This window comes from Moheibacter sp. (assembly GCF_049672845.1).
Classification (GTDB): domain Bacteria; phylum Bacteroidota; class Bacteroidia; order Flavobacteriales; family Weeksellaceae; genus Moheibacter.
In genome coordinates, this window is record NZ_JBATWT010000012.1 from 72677 (window position 1) to 93392 (window position 20716).

Annotated in this window: 19 protein-coding genes and 1 riboswitch; of the genes, 6 read left to right on the forward strand and 13 right to left on the reverse strand. The window is 38.9% G+C overall.

What is annotated here, in order from left to right:
- Positions 1 to 39: 39 nt before the first annotated feature.
- From WBF63_RS06150 to WBF63_RS06180, 7 genes are all read right to left on the reverse strand, one after another.
- A complete protein-coding gene (locus WBF63_RS06150; RefSeq protein WP_424368833.1) occupies positions 40 to 1836 on the reverse strand; it encodes an acyl-CoA dehydrogenase family protein in 1797 nt (598 codons plus the stop codon).
- A 69-nt stretch (positions 1837 to 1905) separates the two neighbouring features.
- Complete coding sequence (locus WBF63_RS06155; RefSeq protein ID WP_424368834.1) at positions 1906 to 3084, reverse strand: acetyl-CoA C-acyltransferase; 1179 nt, start codon at positions 3082 to 3084, stop codon at positions 1906 to 1908.
- A 52-nt stretch (positions 3085 to 3136) separates the two neighbouring features.
- Positions 3137 to 3499: a four helix bundle protein gene (locus tag WBF63_RS06160; protein WP_424368835.1), complete on the reverse strand. Its 363-nt coding sequence runs from the start codon at positions 3497 to 3499 to the stop codon at positions 3137 to 3139.
- A gap of 31 nt (positions 3500 to 3530) precedes the next feature.
- Positions 3531 to 5888: a 3-hydroxyacyl-CoA dehydrogenase NAD-binding domain-containing protein gene (locus WBF63_RS06165; protein WP_424368836.1), complete on the reverse strand. Its 2358-nt coding sequence runs from the start codon at positions 5886 to 5888 to the stop codon at positions 3531 to 3533.
- 11 nt (positions 5889 to 5899) lie between these two features.
- The gene (locus WBF63_RS06170; RefSeq protein WP_424368837.1) at positions 5900 to 6364 is read right to left on the reverse strand and encodes a MarR family winged helix-turn-helix transcriptional regulator; all 465 of its coding nucleotides are present in this window, start codon (positions 6362 to 6364) and stop codon (positions 5900 to 5902) included.
- Positions 6365 to 6474: 110 nt separating this feature from the next.
- On the reverse strand, positions 6475 to 6636 hold the full coding sequence (locus WBF63_RS06175; protein WP_424368838.1) for a DUF5522 domain-containing protein: 162 nt from the start codon (positions 6634 to 6636) through the stop codon (positions 6475 to 6477).
- 17 nt (positions 6637 to 6653) lie between these two features.
- Entirely contained in the window at positions 6654 to 7601 is a 948-nt protein-coding gene (locus WBF63_RS06180; RefSeq protein ID WP_424368839.1) for a PhoH family protein, read from the reverse strand.
- A gap of 69 nt (positions 7602 to 7670) precedes the next feature.
- Between WBF63_RS06180 and WBF63_RS06185 the strand changes: the two genes are divergently transcribed.
- Positions 7671 to 8495: an SAM hydrolase/SAM-dependent halogenase family protein gene (locus tag WBF63_RS06185; RefSeq protein ID WP_424368840.1), complete on the forward strand. Its 825-nt coding sequence runs from the start codon at positions 7671 to 7673 to the stop codon at positions 8493 to 8495.
- On the opposite strand, the gene WBF63_RS06190 is transcribed toward WBF63_RS06185, so the two are convergent.
- Positions 8488 to 9024: a GNAT family N-acetyltransferase gene (locus WBF63_RS06190; protein ID WP_424368841.1), complete on the reverse strand. Its 537-nt coding sequence runs from the start codon at positions 9022 to 9024 to the stop codon at positions 8488 to 8490. The two genes, WBF63_RS06185 and WBF63_RS06190, sit on opposite strands and share 8 nt — an antisense overlap.
- Positions 9025 to 9107: 83 nt before the next feature.
- Between WBF63_RS06190 and WBF63_RS06195 the strand changes: the two genes are divergently transcribed.
- The 5 genes from WBF63_RS06195 (at position 9108) to gldG (ending at position 13058) form a co-directional block, all read left to right on the forward strand.
- Positions 9108 to 9353 (forward strand): ribbon-helix-helix domain-containing protein, encoded by a 246-nt coding sequence (locus tag WBF63_RS06195; protein WP_424368842.1) that lies wholly within the window; start codon positions 9108 to 9110, stop codon positions 9351 to 9353.
- Positions 9350 to 9682: a type II toxin-antitoxin system PemK/MazF family toxin gene (locus WBF63_RS06200; RefSeq protein WP_424368843.1), complete on the forward strand. Its 333-nt coding sequence runs from the start codon at positions 9350 to 9352 to the stop codon at positions 9680 to 9682. Before WBF63_RS06195 ends, WBF63_RS06200 begins: the two co-directional genes overlap by 4 nt.
- A 282-nt stretch (positions 9683 to 9964) precedes the next feature.
- A complete protein-coding gene (locus WBF63_RS06205) occupies positions 9965 to 10501 on the forward strand; it encodes a CopD family protein (protein ID WP_424368844.1) in 537 nt (178 codons plus the stop codon).
- 115 nt (positions 10502 to 10616) lie between these two features.
- Positions 10617 to 11345 carry an ABC transporter permease subunit gene (locus WBF63_RS06210; RefSeq protein WP_424368845.1) on the forward strand — a complete coding sequence of 243 codons (729 nt, stop codon included), beginning with the start codon at positions 10617 to 10619 and terminating at the stop codon, positions 11343 to 11345.
- 39 nt (positions 11346 to 11384) lie between these two features.
- Positions 11385 to 13058, forward strand: coding sequence for a gliding motility-associated ABC transporter substrate-binding protein GldG (gene gldG, locus WBF63_RS06215; RefSeq protein ID WP_424368846.1), 1674 nt, complete (start codon positions 11385 to 11387; stop codon positions 13056 to 13058).
- A gap of 531 nt (positions 13059 to 13589) precedes the next feature.
- Here gldG and purF read toward each other — a convergent pair.
- From purF to WBF63_RS06240, 5 genes are all read right to left on the reverse strand, one after another.
- On the reverse strand, positions 13590 to 15080 hold the full coding sequence (purF, locus tag WBF63_RS06220; protein WP_424368847.1) for an amidophosphoribosyltransferase: 1491 nt from the start codon (positions 15078 to 15080) through the stop codon (positions 13590 to 13592).
- Between the two features lie 74 nt (positions 15081 to 15154).
- The gene (gene purC / locus WBF63_RS06225; protein WP_424368848.1) at positions 15155 to 15913 is read right to left on the reverse strand and encodes a phosphoribosylaminoimidazolesuccinocarboxamide synthase; all 759 of its coding nucleotides are present in this window, start codon (positions 15911 to 15913) and stop codon (positions 15155 to 15157) included.
- Positions 15903 to 16259 carry a four helix bundle protein gene (locus tag WBF63_RS06230; protein ID WP_424368849.1) on the reverse strand — a complete coding sequence of 119 codons (357 nt, stop codon included), beginning with the start codon at positions 16257 to 16259 and terminating at the stop codon, positions 15903 to 15905. Before WBF63_RS06230 ends, purC begins: the two co-directional genes overlap by 11 nt.
- A 78-nt stretch (positions 16260 to 16337) precedes the next feature.
- Entirely contained in the window at positions 16338 to 20072 is a 3735-nt protein-coding gene (locus WBF63_RS06235; protein WP_424368850.1) for a phosphoribosylformylglycinamidine synthase, read from the reverse strand.
- Between the two features lie 45 nt (positions 20073 to 20117).
- Positions 20118 to 20215: riboswitch (purine riboswitch) on the reverse strand.
- 102 nt (positions 20216 to 20317) lie between these two features.
- The gene (locus WBF63_RS06240; protein ID WP_424368851.1) at positions 20318 to 20713 is read right to left on the reverse strand and encodes a DUF1398 domain-containing protein; all 396 of its coding nucleotides are present in this window, start codon (positions 20711 to 20713) and stop codon (positions 20318 to 20320) included.
- Positions 20714 to 20716 lie beyond the last annotated feature (3 nt).

A 20716-nucleotide genomic window follows, 5' to 3' on the forward strand; every position in this document is an offset into this window, starting at 1 on the left:
GTCTAATTACAAAGCTCGTGCCAAACTTTGTAAATTACACTAAAAAGTGTATTTATTTTGTTTAATTAAATATTCTGCGATTTCAGATTTCAAAAGAACCACGTTTGGATACTCATTATATCGTGTAAATCTTCTTAATCCGGAAAGCATCATCCGCTGTTCATCTCCTTCTGTAAAAGAAATAATACCGGCGGTAGCGTCTCTTTTGATTGTTTCAACTGAGTCAAACAACTGCAATTTAGCAAATTTAATTGAAATTTCAGCGTCCGATTTTGATTTTGTTTTGGCAATCCTCTCGGCACGCAATATAGTACTTTCTGCCATATAAATTTCAATTAAAATCGATGAAGCTTTCAAAATTAACTGTTGATGCTGTTCCAAATCGGCTCCAAACTTCTGCAAAGCCGCTCCAGCAACCATAAAGAAAACTTTTTTCAAATTTGTTAAAATTTCTTTTTCCTGTGCAAAAAGTTCAGAATAGTCTGGAATATCGAAAGAAGGAATGCTCATTAATTCATCGGCAATGCCCATCGCCGGTGTCATCAAATCAATTCTTCCCTGAAAGGCTCTTTTCACCAACATACTCACGCACAGCAAACTGTTGATTTCGTTGGTCCCTTCGTAAATTCTTGAAATTCGCGCATCTCGCCAAGCTGATTCCATAGGCATTTCTTTTGAATAACCCATTCCGCCATAAATCTGAATTCCTTTGTCGGCTGCAATCTGTGCCATGTCCGAAATCCAGACTTTCAAAACGGAAGCTTCGATGGCATATTCTTCAATTCCTTTTAATTCGGCTTCGTTATGAGGCATTCCGTTTGCGATATTTTCTGCAATGGCGTCTTCCATATTTTTTGCAGCGCGATAAGCACCTGCTTCCGAAGCAAAAGTTCCCACTGCCATTTCGGCTAATTTTTCCTGAATAGCCCCAAATGTATTGATCGAAACTCCAAATTGTTTTCTTTCCGCGGCATAATTAATGGCATTGGAAAGAATTCTTCTTTGGGCATCCAAACAAGCTGCGCCTAATTTAATTCGTCCGACATTCAGTGCATTCATTGCAATTTTAAATCCACCATTTCTTTCGCCGAGCATATTTTCAACCGGAACTTTTACCTCATTGAAAAATACCTGACGCGTCGAAGAGGAAACGATTCCGAGCTTGTCTTCTTCTTCGCCCAATGAAAAACCTTCGCCGGCCTGAGATTTCTCTACGATGAAAGCCGTGATGTTTTTATCATCTTCAATTCTGGCAAAAACGATGAATAATTCTGCAAATCCGGCATTGGTGATCCACATTTTTTGTCCGGTAATTTTATAATGTTTGCCATCTTCTGTCAAAACTGCTTTGGTTTTCCCTGAATTTGCATCAGAACCTGCTTCGGGTTCCGTCAAAGCATAAGAAGCAAACCATTCGCCGGTCGCCAGTTTGGGTAAATATTTTTGTTTTTGTTCTTCGGTACCATAAAGCGTAATCGGCATAGTACCAATTCCCGTGTGCGCTCCATAGGCTGTTGCCAAAGAGCCGGTGGCACCTGAAAGGTAGTCACAAACCAACATTGTGGTGACAAATCCCATTCCCAATCCGCCGTATTCTTCCGGAACGGAAATCCCTAAAAATCCCAATTCGCCCAACTTTTTCATCAAATCTTCAATCAAAGCATAATCTTTTTTCTCGATCTGATGTTTTTTAGGCCAAACTTCTCTGTCGATGAATTCTTTGGCAGATTCCAGCATCATTTTTTGTTCTTCGCTGAAGTCTTCATGCGTAAATATATCTTCCCAAGTCAAATCTTTGACCAGAAATTCTCCTCCTTTTAGTCTATCGTTGCTCATAATTATTCTATTTTTTTTATCTGTATAATTTCAATTTACGAAAGTCGAAGTTCGAAATTCGAATTTCGATTAAAGAATCTCAAACACCGAAGCCGCTCCTTGTCCGGTTCCCACACACATCGTAACCATTCCGTATTTTTTATTCTGACGTTTCATTTCGTTGAACAATTGAACCGTTAATTTTGTTCCGGTACAACCCAGCGGATGCCCCAAAGCAATCGCTCCTCCGTTCACATTCACGATTTCAGGATTTAAATCCAGTCCGCGAATGACCGCCAATGATTGCGAAGCAAAAGCTTCGTTTAATTCAAACATTTCTATGTCGGATTGATTCATGCCTGCTTGTTCCAATGCTTTCGGAATGGCATACAAAGGCCCGATTCCCATGATTCTAGGCGGAACGCCCACTGTTGCATAAGAAACCAATCTCGCCACCGGCTCCAGATTTAATTCTTTCACCATTTCTTCTGACATCACCATGACGAAAGAAGCTCCGTCTGACATTTGGGAAGAATTTCCGGCTGTTACTGATCCACCTTGGGCGAAAACAGGTCTTAGTTTTGCCAAAGCTTCGAGCGAAGTGTCGGCTCGTGGCCCTTCGTCTTGTTTAAATGTAACTTTCTTTGTCTGAACTTTTTCCTTTTCGTCCAAAGAAGAAAACTCCACATCAATCGGCACAATCTGATTTTCAAACCGTCCTTCTTCAATCGCTTTGATCGCTTTCTGATGTGAATTAAATGCAAATAAATCCTGGTCTTCTCGGGAAATATTGAATTCGTTAGCAACCGCTTCAGCAGTCAATCCCATTCCCCAATAGTAATCGGCATTGTGCTTGGCGACATCGGTTCCCGGAATGGGTTTGTATCCGCCCATCGGGATGTAGGACATACTTTCGGCTCCTCCGGCAATGACACAATCGGCCATCCCCGTACGGATTTTGGCAGTTGCAATCGCAATGGATTCCGAACCCGAAGCACAATAACGATTGACTGTCACGCCTGGAACTTTATCGGTGTTCAATCCCATCAACGAAATCAAACGTGCCATATTCAGGCCTTGTTCGGCTTCGGGCATGGCACATCCGACAATCACATCATCAATTCTGTCTTTATCCAGATTCGGGACATCCTGCATCATGCGTTCAATAACGCTTGCAGCCAATTCGTCAGGTCGGGTAAATCTTAAAGTTCCGCGGGGAGCTTTTCCAACTGCGGTTCTGTATCCTGTTACTATATATGCGTCTTTCATTGTTTTATTGTATTAAGATTAGAGTATTAAGTATCAAGACTTAATCTCTAAATCATTCGTTATTATTTTTTAATGTTTTCTGAAAAGAAAAATTCATATTGGAAACCTCTACTAATTGATTTATTATAGGCTGAACCATTTCTTCACCGATTAGTTTTAATCTTTTAGCAAGAATTAATTGCGTTATTAATTCAAATGTTGACCCGTTTGCAATTCCTAAAAACTGAACGAACTCTTTATTTGAATTCCTCCCTGAACCCTCGGCTATATTGGAAGAAATAGATACCGCACATTTTTTAATCTGATGGATTAAATTAAACTTTTCATCTTCCGGTAAAAGCAAAGAAATTTCATAAACAGACACAGCAATGTCCATTGCTTTTTGCCATATTTTTAATTTTTCAAAATTGTGCATCGTCTTAATTCTTAATACATCTGTCTTAATACTAATTTCTAAGCGGTTTCCCTGTTTTCAACATATGCTGAATTCGCTCCAAAGTTTTACGTTCTCCACAAAGTGATAAGAAGGCTTCTCTCTCCAAATCCAATAAATATTGTTGCGAAACTTCAGTCGGTTCGGAAAGATTCCCACCGGTCATCACATATCCCAATTTATTGGCAATCAAACGGTCGTGTTCCGAAATATAATTTCCGGCCACCATTTGGTCAGATCCTACATAGAACATACCCATGGCTTCTTTTCCTAAAACTTTTACTTTTTTAGCAATTGGCTGGGTGTATCCGGCTTCTGCCATAATCAAGGCATGTTTTTTGGCTTCGGCAATTTGTCGGTCTTTATTTACAACAATCACATCTTCGTTTCGGATGAAACCAAAGTTTTTTGCTTCATAAGCAGAAGTTGCCACTTTTGCCATCGCTACCGTCATATAAGCTTCGCGCAAATGATTGGTTTTCACATCATCTGAAATCAAGAATTGAGATGCTCTTCGGGTCATTTCTTTGGTTCCGCCACCGCCGGGAATTACCCCAACTCCCGCTTCTACGAGTCCCATATAAGTTTCGGCAGCCGCCACGATTTTATCGGCATGAAGCGAGATTTCGCAGCCGCCACCCAAAGTCATTCCATGTGGCGCAACTACGACCGGAATGGCACTGTAACGAACTTTCATCATCGTATCTTGGAAAGTTTTGATGGCCATATTCAATTCCCACCAATCCTGTTCGGAAGCCATCATCATAATCATCGCCAAGTTCGCTCCGACTGAGAAATTATCGGCTTGATTTCCAATCACCAATCCCTGATAATCTTTTTCTGCCAAATCTATCGCTTTGTTGATACCGGTAATCACACCTCCGCCGATGGAATTCATTTTGGATCTGAATTCCAAATTGATAATTCCGTCGCCTAAATACTGAATGCTCGCTTCGGCATTGGACCAAACTTCTTTGGTTTTTCTAATGTTATCGAGAATGATAAAGGCATCTTGACCAGGAATGAGCTGATAATCTTTTGAATGAATATCGTAGAAATATTTCTTTCCATCTTTTATTTGGTAGAAACTTTCTTTACCGGATTCGGCCATTTCCTTGACCCAGTCAGAAACTTCATAACCTTCTGATTCAATCAACTGAATTCCGGTTTTCAATCCTACCAAATCCCAAGTTTCAAAAGGTCCGTATTTCCATGCATATCCGGTTTTCATCGCATCATCGATGCTGTAGAAAACTTCTGTAATTTCCGGAACTTTATCGGCCACATAGGCAAACAAAGAAGCAAAATGTTTACGAAGTAAATCACCTGCTTTGCTTTTATCTTTCAATAAAACACCTAATTTATTTCGGGTGCTTCCGGCTTGTTTTGCCGTTTCGACTGCTGCAACTTTTGAACGTTCCAGCGGGCGATATTCCAATTTCTCCAAATCAAGTGCAAAACGATTGGTTTCACCAGTTGATTTATCGAATTCTTTATAATAAAAACCTTTTTGGGTTTTGTCCCCGAAGAATTTATTCTCCAAAAGGAAATTCATCACTTTGGATTCTTTTAAATCCTGAATAAATTTATCATTGGGTAAATTTTGCTGTAAACCTTTGGTTACGTTGGAGGCCGTATCGAGTCCGACTAAATCGGCGAGTTTAAAGGTTCCTGTTTTAGGTCGTCCCAAAATTGAACCGGTCAAGGTATCGGCTTCTTCGATGGTCAAACCAATTTCCTGTGCGAGTTCCATCACTTTTGCCATCGAATAAACCCCGACACGATTCCCGATAAAACCAGGCGTGTCTTTGGCCAAAACCGGTGTTTTTCCTAAAAATTTCTCCGCATAAACGGTAAAGAAATCAATGACGGATGGATCCGTTTTCGGTCCCGGAATGATTTCAAATAATTTAAGATAACGTGGTGGGTTGAAGAAGTGCGTTCCGCAGAAATGTTTCTGAAAATCTTCAGAACGCCCTTCTGACATCAGTTGGATGGGAATACCCGATGTGTTGGAGGTGATTAATGTTCCTTCTTTTCGGAACTGATCAACTTTTTCAAACATGGATTTTTTGATATCGAGCCGTTCGATGATGACTTCAATTACCCAGTCTGAATTTTTAATTTTCTCTAAATCGTCTTCAAAATTCCCCACCGTAATTCGCGAAGCAAAAGCTTTGTCGTAAATCGGGGAAGGATTGGATTTGAGCGCATGGTTGAGATGCTCTCTTGCGGTTTTATTTCTGTCTGCGCCTTCAGACGGCATGTCGAGCAATACTACTTCGACGCCGATTCCGGCCAAATGACAGGCAATCCCGGAACCCATAACTCCGGAACCTAATACTGTAACTCGTCTTATGTGCCTATTCATTTTATGTTTTATTAATGATTAAGTAATTCTTTCTTCTTTTTAAACGTATTTTCATCTGTAGCAATCGAATTGATTTTCTGCAAAACGCCATAGAAAACATCCAGTTCTTCTTGGGAGATTTTCTCATTCAAAGCCTCATAAAAACTCAAAACGACCTCTTTGGAAACATCACGCATTTTCAATCCGTCTTCGGTCAGGATGATTAAAACACTTCGTCCGTCCTCCGGATTGGGTTTTCTGATAATCAATCCACGCTCTTCCAGATTTTTCAAAGTTCGGGACAAACTTGTCGGTTCAATTCCCATTTTGGGTCCAAGTGAAGTACTTGGTGTTCCGTTTTTTGGGTCGATGGATAAAAGTGTAAACCCCATTACCATCGTTGAATTGAATTTGGAAGCCTGTTCGTTGTACATTTTCTGAACAACAAGCCATGTAAATCTTAAATATTGGTCAATTGCTAAGTCGTTGTGAGTCATCTTATTTATTAAGAGAAACACAAATATAATGATTTTTTATTATGCGTGCATAATAAATTGAAAATAAAACTGAAATTGGAAGAGATGGAGTGTAAAGGAAATAAACAGGATTATTTTTTCCTGAACGTATCTGTTTTTTTATCATAACCATACGGACAATGACGACATCCGCTTTTGCAGCAATAGCCACGACGCAAAAGATATTGTTCCGTAAAAACAATGAATCCTTCCGGTGTTTTGTAGAAATCGCCTTCTTGTAAGGGCTGTTTCATTTCTTTTTATGAATAATTTACTGTTGATCGAGTTTCTTATAGGCATGTAGAATTTTCCCGACTAATTTATGTCGGACCACATCTTTTTCGGTCAGTCTGACCATTCCGATGCCTTCCACATCGCTCAGAATGCTCATTGCTTCTTTAAGTCCCGATTTTTGTTTGGGCGGCAAATCGATCTGATCAGGATCTCCGGTAATGATGAATTTGGCATTTTTTCCCATTCGGGTCAGGAACATTTTCATCTGTGCGTGCGTAGTATTTTGAGCTTCATCGAGAATTACAAAAGCATCGTCCAGCGTGCGCCCCCGCATAAATGCAAGTGGTGCTACTTCAATGACTCCTTTTTCATAATAAGAATTCAGCTTTTCGAAGTGAATCATATCTTTCAAAGCATCGTAGAGCGGTTGCAGATAAGGATCCAATTTCTCTTTGAGGTCACCGGGCAAGAATCCCAGACTTTCACCGGCTTCTACCGCAGGTCTTGTCAGAATGATTCTTCGGACTTCTTTGTTTTTCAACGCCTGAACTGCCAATGCAACACCGGTGTAAGTTTTCCCGGTTCCGGCAGGTCCTATGGCAAAAACCATATCGTTTTTATAAACTTTTTCTACCAGTTCTTTTTGTCCGGGCGTGTGTGCTTTGATAAGTTTTCCGCTTACACCGTGCACCAGAATTTCATTTGAATTTGCCATATTTATGCGAGAAGGACTGTCAGATTCTAGAATTTCTTCTATGTCTTTTTCTTTAATTTGATTGTAATGTTGGATGTGTGAAATGATCTGAGCAACTTTTGAATTTAATAGGCTCAATAATTCTTCATTTCCTACCGCCGAAATATTTCTACCGCGTCCGACAATTTTAAGTTTCGGAAAATAAGATTTTAATGCCTTAAAATTTTCATTATTCGGGCCATAGAACTCTTGTATATTCACATCGGCCAGTTCTAAGTTTAATTCTGTCAAATGTCTTTTGTTTAAATTTGATTCATTACAAAAATACGCAATATATTTGTTTGCGGAATTGAATTTTTAATGTCTATTATAACTTTAACAACAGATTTTGGTTTAAAAGATCCTTTTGTTGCTTCGGTGAAAGCGCGTATCTATAGCGAATTACCAGATGCAGTGATTGTGGATATTTCTCATGGAATTCAGCCTTTTGATATTGGGGAAGGTGCTTTCATCGTCAAAAACAGTTATAAAGATTTTCCAGACGGAACGATTCATATTTTGGGTGTGGATGCTTTGGTAAATCCTGTCAAAAAGCCTGTGGCAGCCGAGATTGACGATCATTATTTCATTACGAGCGATAACGGAATTCTTTCTTTGATTTGTTCTGAAGTAGCGCCAAAAGAAATCGTGGAAATCAATCTGCCACATGTTCAGCAAAATTCAGTTTTTCCGACTCGGGATTTATTTGTTCCGGTAGCCTGCCATTTGGCAAGAGGCGGAAAACTCTCTGTAGTAGGGCAAAGAATCAAAGAATACAAAGAACTTTCCACACTTCGTCCGGTGGTGAAGGACGATAAAACAATCATCGGTTTGGTAATTTATATTGACAATTACGGAAATGCGATTACCAATATTTCGGAACGAATTTTTGATAAAGTAGGGAAGAAGCGGAATTTCCGGATTTACCACCGCAACCACGAATTCACCGAATTGTACAGAAATTACAGCGATTTTGTGAAAGATTTTGACAATGAATCGGAATATTTAGGAAAGGGAATGGCTTTGATGGGTTCTTCGGGTTATCTGGAAATTGCGATTTATAAAAGCAATCCCAATAATTTCGGAGCAGCAAGTACACTTTTCGGCCTGAAAAAAGGAAGTGAAGTTTACGTTGAATTCACTTAAAATTATGCCAATCCTTTTTTTGGATTTCATACTGAAAATTCAATCGGTCGGGTTCACCGAAATAAGCCACTACGATTTCATCGGTTTTTATTGCGCTTAATTTTTCCATCGCTTTTTGCGAACGAATGTTGGATGCGCCGACGTGAAAAATGACTTTGTTCACAAACTGAAAAATATAATCAAGCATCAAAGTTTTGGCCTGATGATTTAAACCTTTTCCCCAAAATTTGACCGCATAAAATGTATAACCGATGAAAATACTGTTCTCGGTTTCGTCATAATCATAAAATCTTGTGCTGCCAGCAATTTCGCCCGATTTTTTATCCAAAACCAAATAAGCGCCGCCACTTTCCACTGCTCCCTGAAAAAATATTTTAAAAGTTTCCAATTGATATCGATTGGGATTGGGATGATTAGCCCAAACCGCAGGATCAGAACCAACTTCGTACAATCTTTCAAAGTCATTTTCCTGAAGTGGAATGAGTTCGATATTTGAGTTTTCTAATTTGGGTTGAATGGAAAAATTCATTGGATAAAAATAATAAAAGACTTTGATTTATTTTTTATTAAATTTCATAAATAATTAATATATTTATATTTTATAAATAAATTATGGCAACATTCACATCATCACTACCGGACGATTTGCTTCAGCAATTGGCTGATTATGCAGATAGGATTGGCGTAGCCAAAAACAAAATCATTGAAAAGGCACTTCGGGTTTACTTGGATGAAATGAAACGTGCAGAATATGCGCAGTCCTATCGGCGTGCGAGTCAGGACGTAGATATAATGATGGTCGCAGAAGAAGGAATGGCTGAATACATTCGTCATATTGATTCAGAAGATAAAGAATGAGACAGGGCGAAATCTGGGAAATGTATTTTGATCCGGTAAAAGGAAGCGAGCAGGGCGGAAGAGGACCAGCGGTCATCATCAGTGGAAATTTAATGAATCAATATTTGAATGTAGTGATTGTTTGTCCTTTAACCACAAAAATCAAAAACTACAAAGGAAATCTAATCATTGAGCCAAATGCGGAAAACGGGCTGGAAATGAAATCCGAAGTTTTGACGTTTCACATTCGTTCGGTGGCAAAAGACCGCTTGAAAAGTCGCTTGGGTGAAATTCCACCAAAAGATGTGGAATTTATCAAATTGACTTTGGATGATATTTTGAGGTATTGATTAATTTGGAAATTGTATTTTTGATGAACTATTTTGATAGTTTGAATGCTAATTTTAGAAATCATAATAAATATAGTTTTTGAATTTTTTATGGGTGAAATAATCGGACTGAATGTTCGATATTACATTTTAAAATTATTCAATCCAAAAATTACAAGAGAACAGTTAAGTGGTAATAAATCTAATTTTCATGGCATTTATAATTTGATAGTTGGATTACCCGTATTTTCAATTATTTGTATTGCGATAGCTTATTTTATATATTATCTAATTAAATTATAAATGCAATTCTACCCAATCATAAAAGCAGTTCACATCATTTTTGTGGTCAGTTATTTTGCCGGACTTTTTTACATCGTCCGACTTTTTATTTACCATACCGAAACACAAGATAAACCGGAAGCGGAACAAAATGTTTTGCGGAAACAGTTTCGATTTATGGAAGAAAGGCTTTGGAACATCATAACGGTTCCGGCAGGAATTCTGGTGCTGGCAACGGGAATTACGATGTTGATTCTGAATTCCGCTTTGCTGACTCAGCCCTGGATGCACATCAAACTGACAGCCGTGATTTTACTTCTCGGCTATCATCTCTGGAGCTGGCGAACGTTGAAAGAAATTCAGAAAGATCAATATAAAATGAAATCCGTCCGACTGCGAATGATGAATGAAGTTGCAACTTTGTTGCTTTTTATCATTGTTTTTGCCGTGATTTTAAAAGGACTTTTTATGCAGTATTGGTACTGGATTTTGATTAGTTTTGTAGCCGTTGGCGTACTAATTATGCTGATTGTTCGTTTGGTGAACAGAAAGAAATGATAAAATAACTTTGTGAACTTCGTGTCCGCCGCGGCGGATTGTGGACTTCGTGGTTTAATTTTACCACAAAGAACGCTAAGAAGTAACAAAGAACACAAAGGAAATTGAAAAATAAATGCTGAAAATATTTAAAAAGGAACTTGCCAATTATTTCTCGGGCTATATGGCCTACATCGTGGCTTCGGCTTTTGTGCTGATTTGCACTTTGTTTTTGTGGTTTTTTGACAATGAATTCAACATTTTCAACATCGGAACCGCGACTTTGAGCAGTTTCTTTTTCATTGCACCTTGGATATTGCTTTTCCTGATTCCGGCTTTGACGATGCGGACGATTGCGGAAGAAGAAAGCAGCGGAACTTTGCAATGGCTTTTTACGCAACCGATTAAAATTTGCGGAATTGTTTGGGGGAAATACCTTCCGGTCGTTGTGGTTTTGCTTTTCGCGCTGATTCCCACTTTACTATTTGTTTATACTTTGCAACAATTCATCGTCGATGCAGACCAATTGGATTTCGGAGCGATTTTCAGCGGATATTTGGGCTTGTTTTTGTTGGGAAGCAGTTTTGCAGCGATAGGATTGTTTACGTCTTCGCTGACCAAAAATCAGGTTGCAGCCTATGTTTCGGCCATATTTTTATGTTTTGTATTGTTTTATGCATTTGAAAGTCTGGCGTCTTATAATTTATTGGGCGGTGCCGATTATTATGTACAAAAAATAGGGATGTATCAGCATTATCAGCAGATGCTGAAAGGGATTATTGACACAAGAGATTTGATTTATTTCATAGTAATCATTGCTTTGTTTTTGGTGTTGACGAATTATAATTTAGAAAGAAAAAAGTAATAGCGAATTTCGAGCTTCGAACTTCGTATTTCGAATAAAATGAAAAAACATACCCGAAATATAATTGGAATTCTGATTCTCCTTGTGGGAATTGCGGTTTTGTCCGAATTCGTTTTCAAACGATTCGATATGACACGCGATAAGCGTTATACACTGACGAATTCTACCAAAGAAATTCTTCAAAAAATTGATAAACCACTCAAAATTAATGTTTTGTTGGGTGGTGAACTTTCCGGAGATTATCGGACTTTAAAAAATGAAATTTCATTTCTTTTGGATGAATTCCGACAAATAAATCCTAAAATTTCCTATCAATTTTTAAATCCGTCCAAAGATTTTACCGCAGCCCAATTACAGGAAAACGGTCTGGCGCCGGCACCGGTAAAAACCGATAAGGGCGTGCTGAATGTTTATCCGTATGCCCAATTGAAATACGATGGAAAAGAAGGTTGGATGGAAACTTTGGTCAATGATCCGGCTCTGCCTTTTGAAGAATTGGCATCTGCTTCTACCGAAAAACTCGAATATCTTTTCATGGATGATTTGCGGAAAATCACGCAGACCGAACGAAAAAACATTGGATTTTTGGTGCATCATGACGAATTGAGCCAAATTCACATGGACGGATTTGGTCGCGCATTGGCCGATAATTACAATGTGGATGTGTACATTCAGCCCATTCAAGATTCGACTTATACATTGAAACAATCCGATTTAAAAGCATTGGAACATTTTGATGCGTTGGTCGTGGCCAAACCGACTTTGCCTTTTACGGATTCCGATAAACTCGTGATGGATCAATACATTATGAACGGTGGAAAGATGATGTTTTTGACTGAAATGGTCGATGCGGAAATGGACAGTATTTTTCGAAGCGGAAAAATTGTGGCTTTTCCTCGGGATTTGAAACTCAATGAATTCTTTTTCAATTATGGTGTTCGGATCATTCCGGCGATTGTGAAAGACTTGGAAGCAGCCAAAATCGTTCTCGCTGACGGAGAAACAACTGCCGGAAATGTGAGTTACAATACTTATACCTGGCCTTATTTCGTACGCGGATTTCAAGCCGGAGAAAACCCGATAACCGAAAGTATTTCTTCGGTGAAATTTGAATTTGCCAATCCATTGGAATTATTGGAAAATCCCAATGTGGAGCATACCGTTTTGCTGGCGACTTCGCCTTATACGACTTTGCAGCCTTCGATGAGTTTGGTGGAATTGGCCGAAGTGGATGAAATCGTAGCGGAGGAATACCAAATGGGTCGAATTCCATTAGCTGTTTTAGCCGAAGGAAATTTAAAGTCAATGTTTGCTTCGCGTTATGAACGAAATGAAATTCCGAATTTTAAATCGGAAACGACCGAAGGGAAATTGATCGTGGTTTCAGACGGTGATGTAGCGAAAAATCATGTATTGATGGGACGTCCGATGCGTTTGGGTGAAGATAAATTCTCGCTTCGACCCGACAATCCGAGACAACGTCCGGTGGCTTATGACAATCAGAATTTCCTGTTGAATTGTATCGATTATCTTTTGGGCGAAACCGATTTTCTCAATCTGAAAAACCGAAAATTAGAAATTCCCGTTCTAAACGAAACCAAAGTCCAATTGGATAAATCAACTTGGCAAATGACCAATTTGATTCTTCCGGCAGTAGTAATCTGGCTGATCGGATTAGGAATGATTTGGTGGCGGAAGAAGAGGTTTTCTTAAAATTAATAAATGAATAGGTTAAATTATAAGATACTATTCGGGCTTTCATTGGTTTACCTAACTTCCTTTTCTATAAGTTTATTAACTGTCCTGTTTATTACTTTGATGGGGCTTGGTTGGGGAGGAAATGAAATAGATATTGCTCAAATAATTCTTTCTTGGTTTTCTTTGATTTTAATAGAATTCGTATTGATTATCAGTACTATAAATCTATTTCGAAGTAAATTATTAGGAGTGATTATTGGAATTGCAGTTTGCCTTTCGCTTTTAATATTTACGCTGATTGACTTTATAGAATCCAATTTTTGGACAACAAGACAATTTAAATATTTCTATTCATTTGAATTTCTGATGGGTTCAATTTTTCCTTTTTTCTATTTGGTAATACTGCTTTTGTTTCTGAAAATAAATAAGATTAAATTAGAATCAAAAGACATATTAAGAATGCTGCTTGTGATTTTGATTCTGATTATTTGTCTCTATTTGAATTTTTATACAATTCCGGTTCTTTCCGCATAGAAAATTCGAATTTCAATACTCAATCTTCTTCTGATAAAACTCGTCTTTTTGGGTGGTCCTTTCCACCGGATATTTCTCAGTAAAACATCCGAAACAATGATTGGTGGAGCCCAAAATTTCAATCAGATTGGGAACCGATAAAAAGTCCAGACTGTCCACACCGAGATAATTGACCAGTTCTTCCGGTGTCATATTGGCCGAAATCAAATCTTTTTTTGTCGGCATATCAATTCCCAAAAAACAAGGCGCAATGATCGGTGGAGAAGCACTTCTGAAATGAATTTCCTTTGCACCGGCTTCTTTCAGAATTTTGACCAATAATTTACTCGTCGTTCCACGCACGATGGAATCATCCAAAATGACCAAACGTTTTCCTTTGATTTTATTGGCAATCGGATTTAATTTCAAATTCACAATCCGCTCGCGCATTTCCTGTGAAGGAACAATAAACGAACGGCTCATGTATCGGTTTTTGACCAAAATCGGCTCAAAAGGAATACCCGAAGCTTCGGAAAATCCGATCGCCGACGGCACACCCGAGTCGGGAACACCGATTACCACATCGGCTTCCACAGGCGATTGTTCAAATAATTTTCGACCGCTCTGCACCCGCAAATCATAAATATCGGTCCCTTGAATGGTCGAGTCGGGACGTGCAAAATAAATATATTCAAATGCACAAATTCTATTTTTGGAAGCTTGTTCGAGCGAATAGGAGTGAAGCCCGTTTTCGTCGGCCACTACAATTTCTCCTGGTTCTACATCTCGCAGGAATTCCGCTCCCACAGCATCCAAAGCGCAGGTTTCCGAACTGAAAACATAAGTATCATCGCCTATTTTTCCAATTGATAATGGCCGGATTCCATTCGGATCTCGAAAGGCAGCCAATGAATTTTTGGTCAAAAGCAAAACCGAATAAGCGCCACGAATCTCTTTCAATCCTTTTTGAATCGCTTCCTGAACCGTTAAATCTGAATATTTCTGAATCGAACGTAAAATGACTTCGGTGTCAGAAGTTGCCAGAAAAGGCAGACCTTCTTTGATCAATTCTTCTTTTAATTGGTCAGTTTCAATTACGTTTCCGTTGTGGGCAATCGAAAAATGCGGTTTCCCAAAATAATTGACCGCATATAGCGGCTGAATGTTTTTGGAACTTCCGCCTCCGGCTGTGGTATATCGGGTATGACCAATCGCAGCGTTTCCCTGAAAATCTTCGATTTCTTCGATTTGTTTGAAAACATCCAGCACCAAACCTGTGGATTTGTAGGTTTTGATAACGCTGTCTTTCAAAACCGAAACGCCCGCTGCTTCCTGTCCGCGGTGCTGCAAAGCAAACATCCCAAATTGAGCCAAAGAGAAAGTGTCGATGTTATGAGGCGAATAAATCCCAAAAATGCCGCATTCCTCTTCCAGGCTGTCCAACGAATCATCGAATATCTTTTTTAGATGGTTTCTCTGATAGAATTCAGTACAAGATTTTGATGTTTTCTTACAGGTTTTCATTTTGATTTTGTTATCCTTGCTATGTTTTTTCTTCAGCCCTGTTATGGTTTTAAACCCTAATAGGGCTAATTAATTTATTTCCCTAAAGCAGTCAGAAGCCGGTTATACACTTCGTGATAAGCTTCGGAAACTTCTCCCAAATCTCGTCTGAAACGGTCTTTGTCCAGTTTTTTCAAAGTATCCTTGTCCCAAAGTCGGCAAGTATCCGGACTGATTTCGTCGGCCAGAATGATGTTTCCTTTGGAATCTTTTCCAAATTCGATTTTAAAATCAACCAGAATCAAATTGGCTTTCATGAACAATTCTTTCAAAGCTTCATTGATTTTATCGGTCATTTCATACATAAACTTCAATTCTTCATAGGTCGCCGCACCTAATAAAACCGCATGATGGTCATTGATCAACGGATCGCCCAATTCATCTTTTTTATAACAAATATCAAAAATCGTCACCGGAGATTTCGCACCTTCTTCCAGCCCCAAACGTTGTGCCATCGAGCCGGCTACATAATTGCGAACCACCATTTCCAAAGGAATGATAGCTACTTTTTTGACCAATTGTTCACGATCGTTCAAGGTTTCGATGTAATGCGTGGGAATTCCCTTTTGGATTAAATATTCAAAAATTAAAGTCGAAATTTTATTGTTCATTTCGCCTTTGTCGGCAACGGTTCCGCGTTTTTGTGCATTGAATGCAGTCGCATCGTCTTTGTAATAAACGATGACCAAATCCGGATCCTCAGTGGAATAAACCTGCTTGGCTTTTCCTTCGTAGATAAAATCTTTCTTGCGAGGTTCGAAATTCGAAGTTCGAAATTCGTTATTATTTTCCATTTAATTTCGTTTGTAATTTATAATTCATTTTTTGAATGTCTTCAATGAGTTGAGTGATTTCGTTCAAATCATTTTGATTGATATAACCTTGTCGGTTCGATATGATTAATTGAGTATCAAGTTCTAATGTGGAGCCGTTCGAATAGGATAAAAAATTCTGAAATTGAGAATTAGAATTTCTACCTGCGCCCCCTGCGATGTTCGATGGAATAGATACTGCTGACCTTCTGACTTGATTGGTTAGTCCATAAATCTCTTCTTTTGGAAAATTCTTGGTTAAAGAATAAACCATATCAACTAAATCCATTGATTTTTGCCAAATGTGTAAATTTTTGCAGTAACTCATAATTTTAATTTTTAGGTTTATATTGAATTAAATTTTAATTTACAAATTCCATCAACGAACTTCGAATTTCGAGCTTCGTCAAGCGAAATATTTCACCCCGTTCTTAAAAATATTCATCACTTCCATATCGGGAATGTTTTGGAACAATCCTTCTTCATATCGCTCCGGATGGCCCATTCGTCCGAAAACTTTTCCGCAAGGACTGGTAATGCCTTCAATACCCAACACAGATCCATTTGGATTATACGGCATTTCAGTCGCTATATTTCCATCCAAATCTATGAATTGGGTCGCAATCTGATTTTGTTCGAATAAAATTTTCAGATTTGCCTCATTGGCCATAAACCTTCCTTCTCCATGTGAAACCGGAATCCAGAATTCCTTTCCGCTCATTCCATTCAACCAAGGCGAATGCGAGTCATTGACCTTGACTTTCGCTAATTGCGAAATGTGTCGCCCGATTTCGTTGAAAGTCAAAGTCGGTGTATCTTCTTCCAGCGGACGAATTTCGCCGTAAGGCAATAATCCTGATTTGATTAAACCTTGAAATCCATTGCAAATTCCCAATACCAATCCATCGCGTTCCAATAAACGATGAACGCTTTCTCTAATTTTTTCGTTTCTCAAAACCGTCGCGATGAATTTCCCGGAACCATCCGGTTCGTCCGCAGCGGAAAATCCACCCGGAATAAAGAAAATTTGTGCTTGGTCAATCGCTTTGCTGTAAGCCTCAACGGTTTCTTCAATGTCTTTTTCCGAAAGGTTTTTAAACACGATGATTTCGGTTTCCGCACCTTCTTTTTGGAAGGCTTTTGCCGAATCATATTCCGAATTCGTTCCCGGAAAAGCAGGAATGAAAACTTTAGGTTTTGCGTTCTGCGTTTTGGGTTTTGGGTTTTGAGGCTTTATGTTTTGCAAAACAAAATCGCTTTTGCCTTTTGCCTTTTGCCCTTTTACTTCGTAAGGAAATAGCTCCGAAAAAGTCGATTTCCAAGCTTGTTTGGCTTCAGAAATTGAAATGGATATTCCATTGAAGTTAAATTCTTTCGGTGAATTTGTATTTCCTAACAAATGAAAATTGGATTGTAGTTCAGACGGAATATTTAATTCTTCGGAATGTTCCACTATAATCGCTCCCGGATAATATTTCATTAAATCCAAATCAGAATTTAATTCAAAACCAATTTCATTTCCAAATGCCATACTGGCCAGCGTTTCCGCAATTCCGCCAGATTTAACGGTTGAGGCAGAAATGATATTAGAATTATTGGATTGAATGCATTCGAAAATTTCTTTCAGATTTAATTCATCAAATAAAAACTCATCATTTAATTCTGGAATGAAAACTGAAAGTTTCGAATTTGTTTTTTGAAGGGTTGCAGATTTGATTTTATATGATTTATTGGGCGCTACCGCAAAGGAAATCAAAGTCGGCGGAACATCGATGTCCTGATAACTTCCGCTCATGCTGTCTTTTCCGCCAATTGCCGGGATTTCCAGTTGTTTCTGTGCTTCGATGGAGCCCAGCAAAGCGGCAAACGGTTTTCCCCAGCGCTCTGCTTCGTCACGCAATCGTTCAAAATATTCCTGAAAGGTCAGACGGATTTCTTTGAAATTTCCACCTCCGGCTACGATTTTCGCAACTGATTCCATTACGGCAAAATAAGCACCGTGATAAGGTGACCAGCGGCTGATTTCGGGATTGAAACCAAAACTTGCCATGGAGACTGAATTCGTAAATCCGTCCGTCGGGAATTTCTGAACGCTCACATCCTCCGGCGAGTCCATTGTTTTTCCGCCAAAGGAATTCAAAACCGTACTTCGCCCGATGTTGTTGTCAAACATTTCAACCATTCCCTTTTGGGAAGCATGATTGAGCTCTTTTAAGAGTTCGATGAAACTTTCTTTTGAGAAATCTTTTGCTTGAAACGGATTGAGATTTTCTCCGTCTTGAACTTCTGCTTTTGTTTGTTTTCTTACACCGTTTGTATCGAGAAATTTACGGTCGAGTTCGACGATTTTGTCGCCTCTCCACCACATCGTCATGGTTTCCTCAGTTGTTACATCGGCGACTACCGTGGCTTCCAGATTTTCGATTTTGGCAAATTCAATGAATTTTTCCACATCCGCCGATTCGACCACAACAGCCATTCTTTCCTGTGACTCGGAGAGGGCGAGTTCCGTACCGTTCAGGCCGGTATATTTGAGCAATAGTGTGTCTAAATTTATATTTACGCCTCTTGCGATTTCCCCAATCGCGACCGAAACTCCCCCCGCACCGAAATCATTGCATTTTTTAATGAGCGCTAAAACTTCTTTATTTCTAAACAAACGTTGAATTTTCCGTTCAACAATTGCATTTCCTTTTTGTACTTCTGAACTTAATTCTTCGAGATTTTGTCCGTCGTGTGTTTTGGAGGAACCTGTGGCGCCACCCACACCGTCACGTCCAGTTCTTCCACCCAACAAAATTACTTTGTCGCCCGCTACGGGTTCTTCTCTGCGAACCCAATTTCTTTTCACTGCACCTGCTACAAAACCAACTTCCATTCGTTTAGCTTTGTAACCTTCGTCATAAATTTCTTTGACAAACGTCGTTGCCAAACCGATTTGATTTCCGTATGAACTGTATCCGTTGGCAGCTTCTTTGGTGATTTTTCTTTGGGGTAATTTACCAGGAAGTGTATCTTCTATTTTTTCTAAAGGATTGGCCGAACCCGTAATCCGCATCGCCTGGAAAACATAGGCACGCCCTGACAAAGGATCGCGAATGGCTCCGCCCACACAAGTCGAAGCGCCACCGAAAGGTTCCACTTCCGTTGGATGATTATGGGTTTCGTTTTTGAATTGTAGAAGCCATTCTTCTTCCACGCCGTCCACATCGATGGGAACGACGATGGAACAAGCGTTGATTTCTTCCGAAATATCTATGTTTTTAACTTTACCTGATTTGCTCAGGTATTTTCCCATAATCGTTGCCATATCCATCATTCGGATGGGTTTGCTAATGCCCATTTCACGGCGTAAATTCAGGTAATAATCAAAAGTTTTCTGTAAGGTTTGTTGAAACTGATTTTCAAATTTCACATCGGTGATTTCGGTTTCAAAAGTGGTATGACGACAATGGTCGGACCAATAAGTGTCGAGGACTTTTAATTCGGTTTCGGTCGGATTTTTTTGAATGGATTTGAAATGTTCCTGAATGAATTCCAAATCGTCCATTCCCATTGAAAATCCAAAATTCTGATGGAGTTTTTCCAGTTGATTTGTATCGAAATCAATAAATCCGTCCATAATAAGTACCGGTTTGATTTCTGTTTTTTCGTGGATTTTTAATTCGTTCAGATTTTTTTCACGCGCCTCAATCGGATTGATTAGATAATTTTTCACCTTATTTAAATCCGTTTCTGAAATATTTTCAAAAACATATAAAAATCCGGTTTTGACTTCGGGTTCGCGAAAGCCCAGCAGTTGCAAACATTGATCGGCAGAATCGGCGCGCTGATCGTATTGTCCGGGGAGAGGCTCAATAGCGATGCTTCGACTAGGCTCAGCAACCGAAGTTCGATCCCGGGACTTCGGGGCGAAATTCGCTAAAATCTCATCCAAATTATGGTAAATAACATCCGTCACCGGATCAGCAAAAACCTGAAAAATAGATTGTTCCAATTGGTTTTCAGTGATTTCAAAAAGGTCATAAATAACGAAAACCTTGCACGCAATTCCGGGAACAAGGTTCTGTAATTCTTTGGTGACTTTCTTGCTGTGAATGTCAAACTGAGGTTTTTTCTGAATAAAAATTCGTTTATTCATAGAGTTTTAAATCTTTTTATAACTACAAATGAAGTAAACGAAAATGAATTCATAAACTTCATTTGTAGAGGAAAATTAACGGTTTTCCGTAGAAACGCCCGACCTTATTACGGGTTTATACAAATGAAATGAGCCATTTCGGCATCCATCTATTAATTCTGAGAATTGAAACAGATGAAACATTAACTTTAAAAACAAGTGGCAAATTTACGATTTATTTTCTTGATTTTAAGCCTAAAAATATTTTAAAAATTCCGGAGAATTACTTCCTGATAAACAAGTGTGTTGTCTTTCGCAAAATAAACGCAAGTCATCTTGTTCAAATCCACTCTCCATCGTTCAATTCCCGCATCTGCACAGTTTTTGCAAAAGCTGAGGTAATCAGTTTCTCCTTTTTTATGGATGGTCAGGTATTTTTTAAATTTCCCCGGATTGTATTCAGGCGCAATTTCCAGATCGGTGTACATAGAAGGAGTGATCAGATTTTCATTTCTCTCGTTGAAATAAATGGTCTTGTTGTCCTTTAATGAAGTCTCAATTTTTGTTACTCCCAAATTTTTGATTTCTCGAATGAAATTTGGGAAATCCATTCCTGTTTTAACTTTTGAAAGTGCTGCCTGTATAGGCTCAATTGTAAACATAAT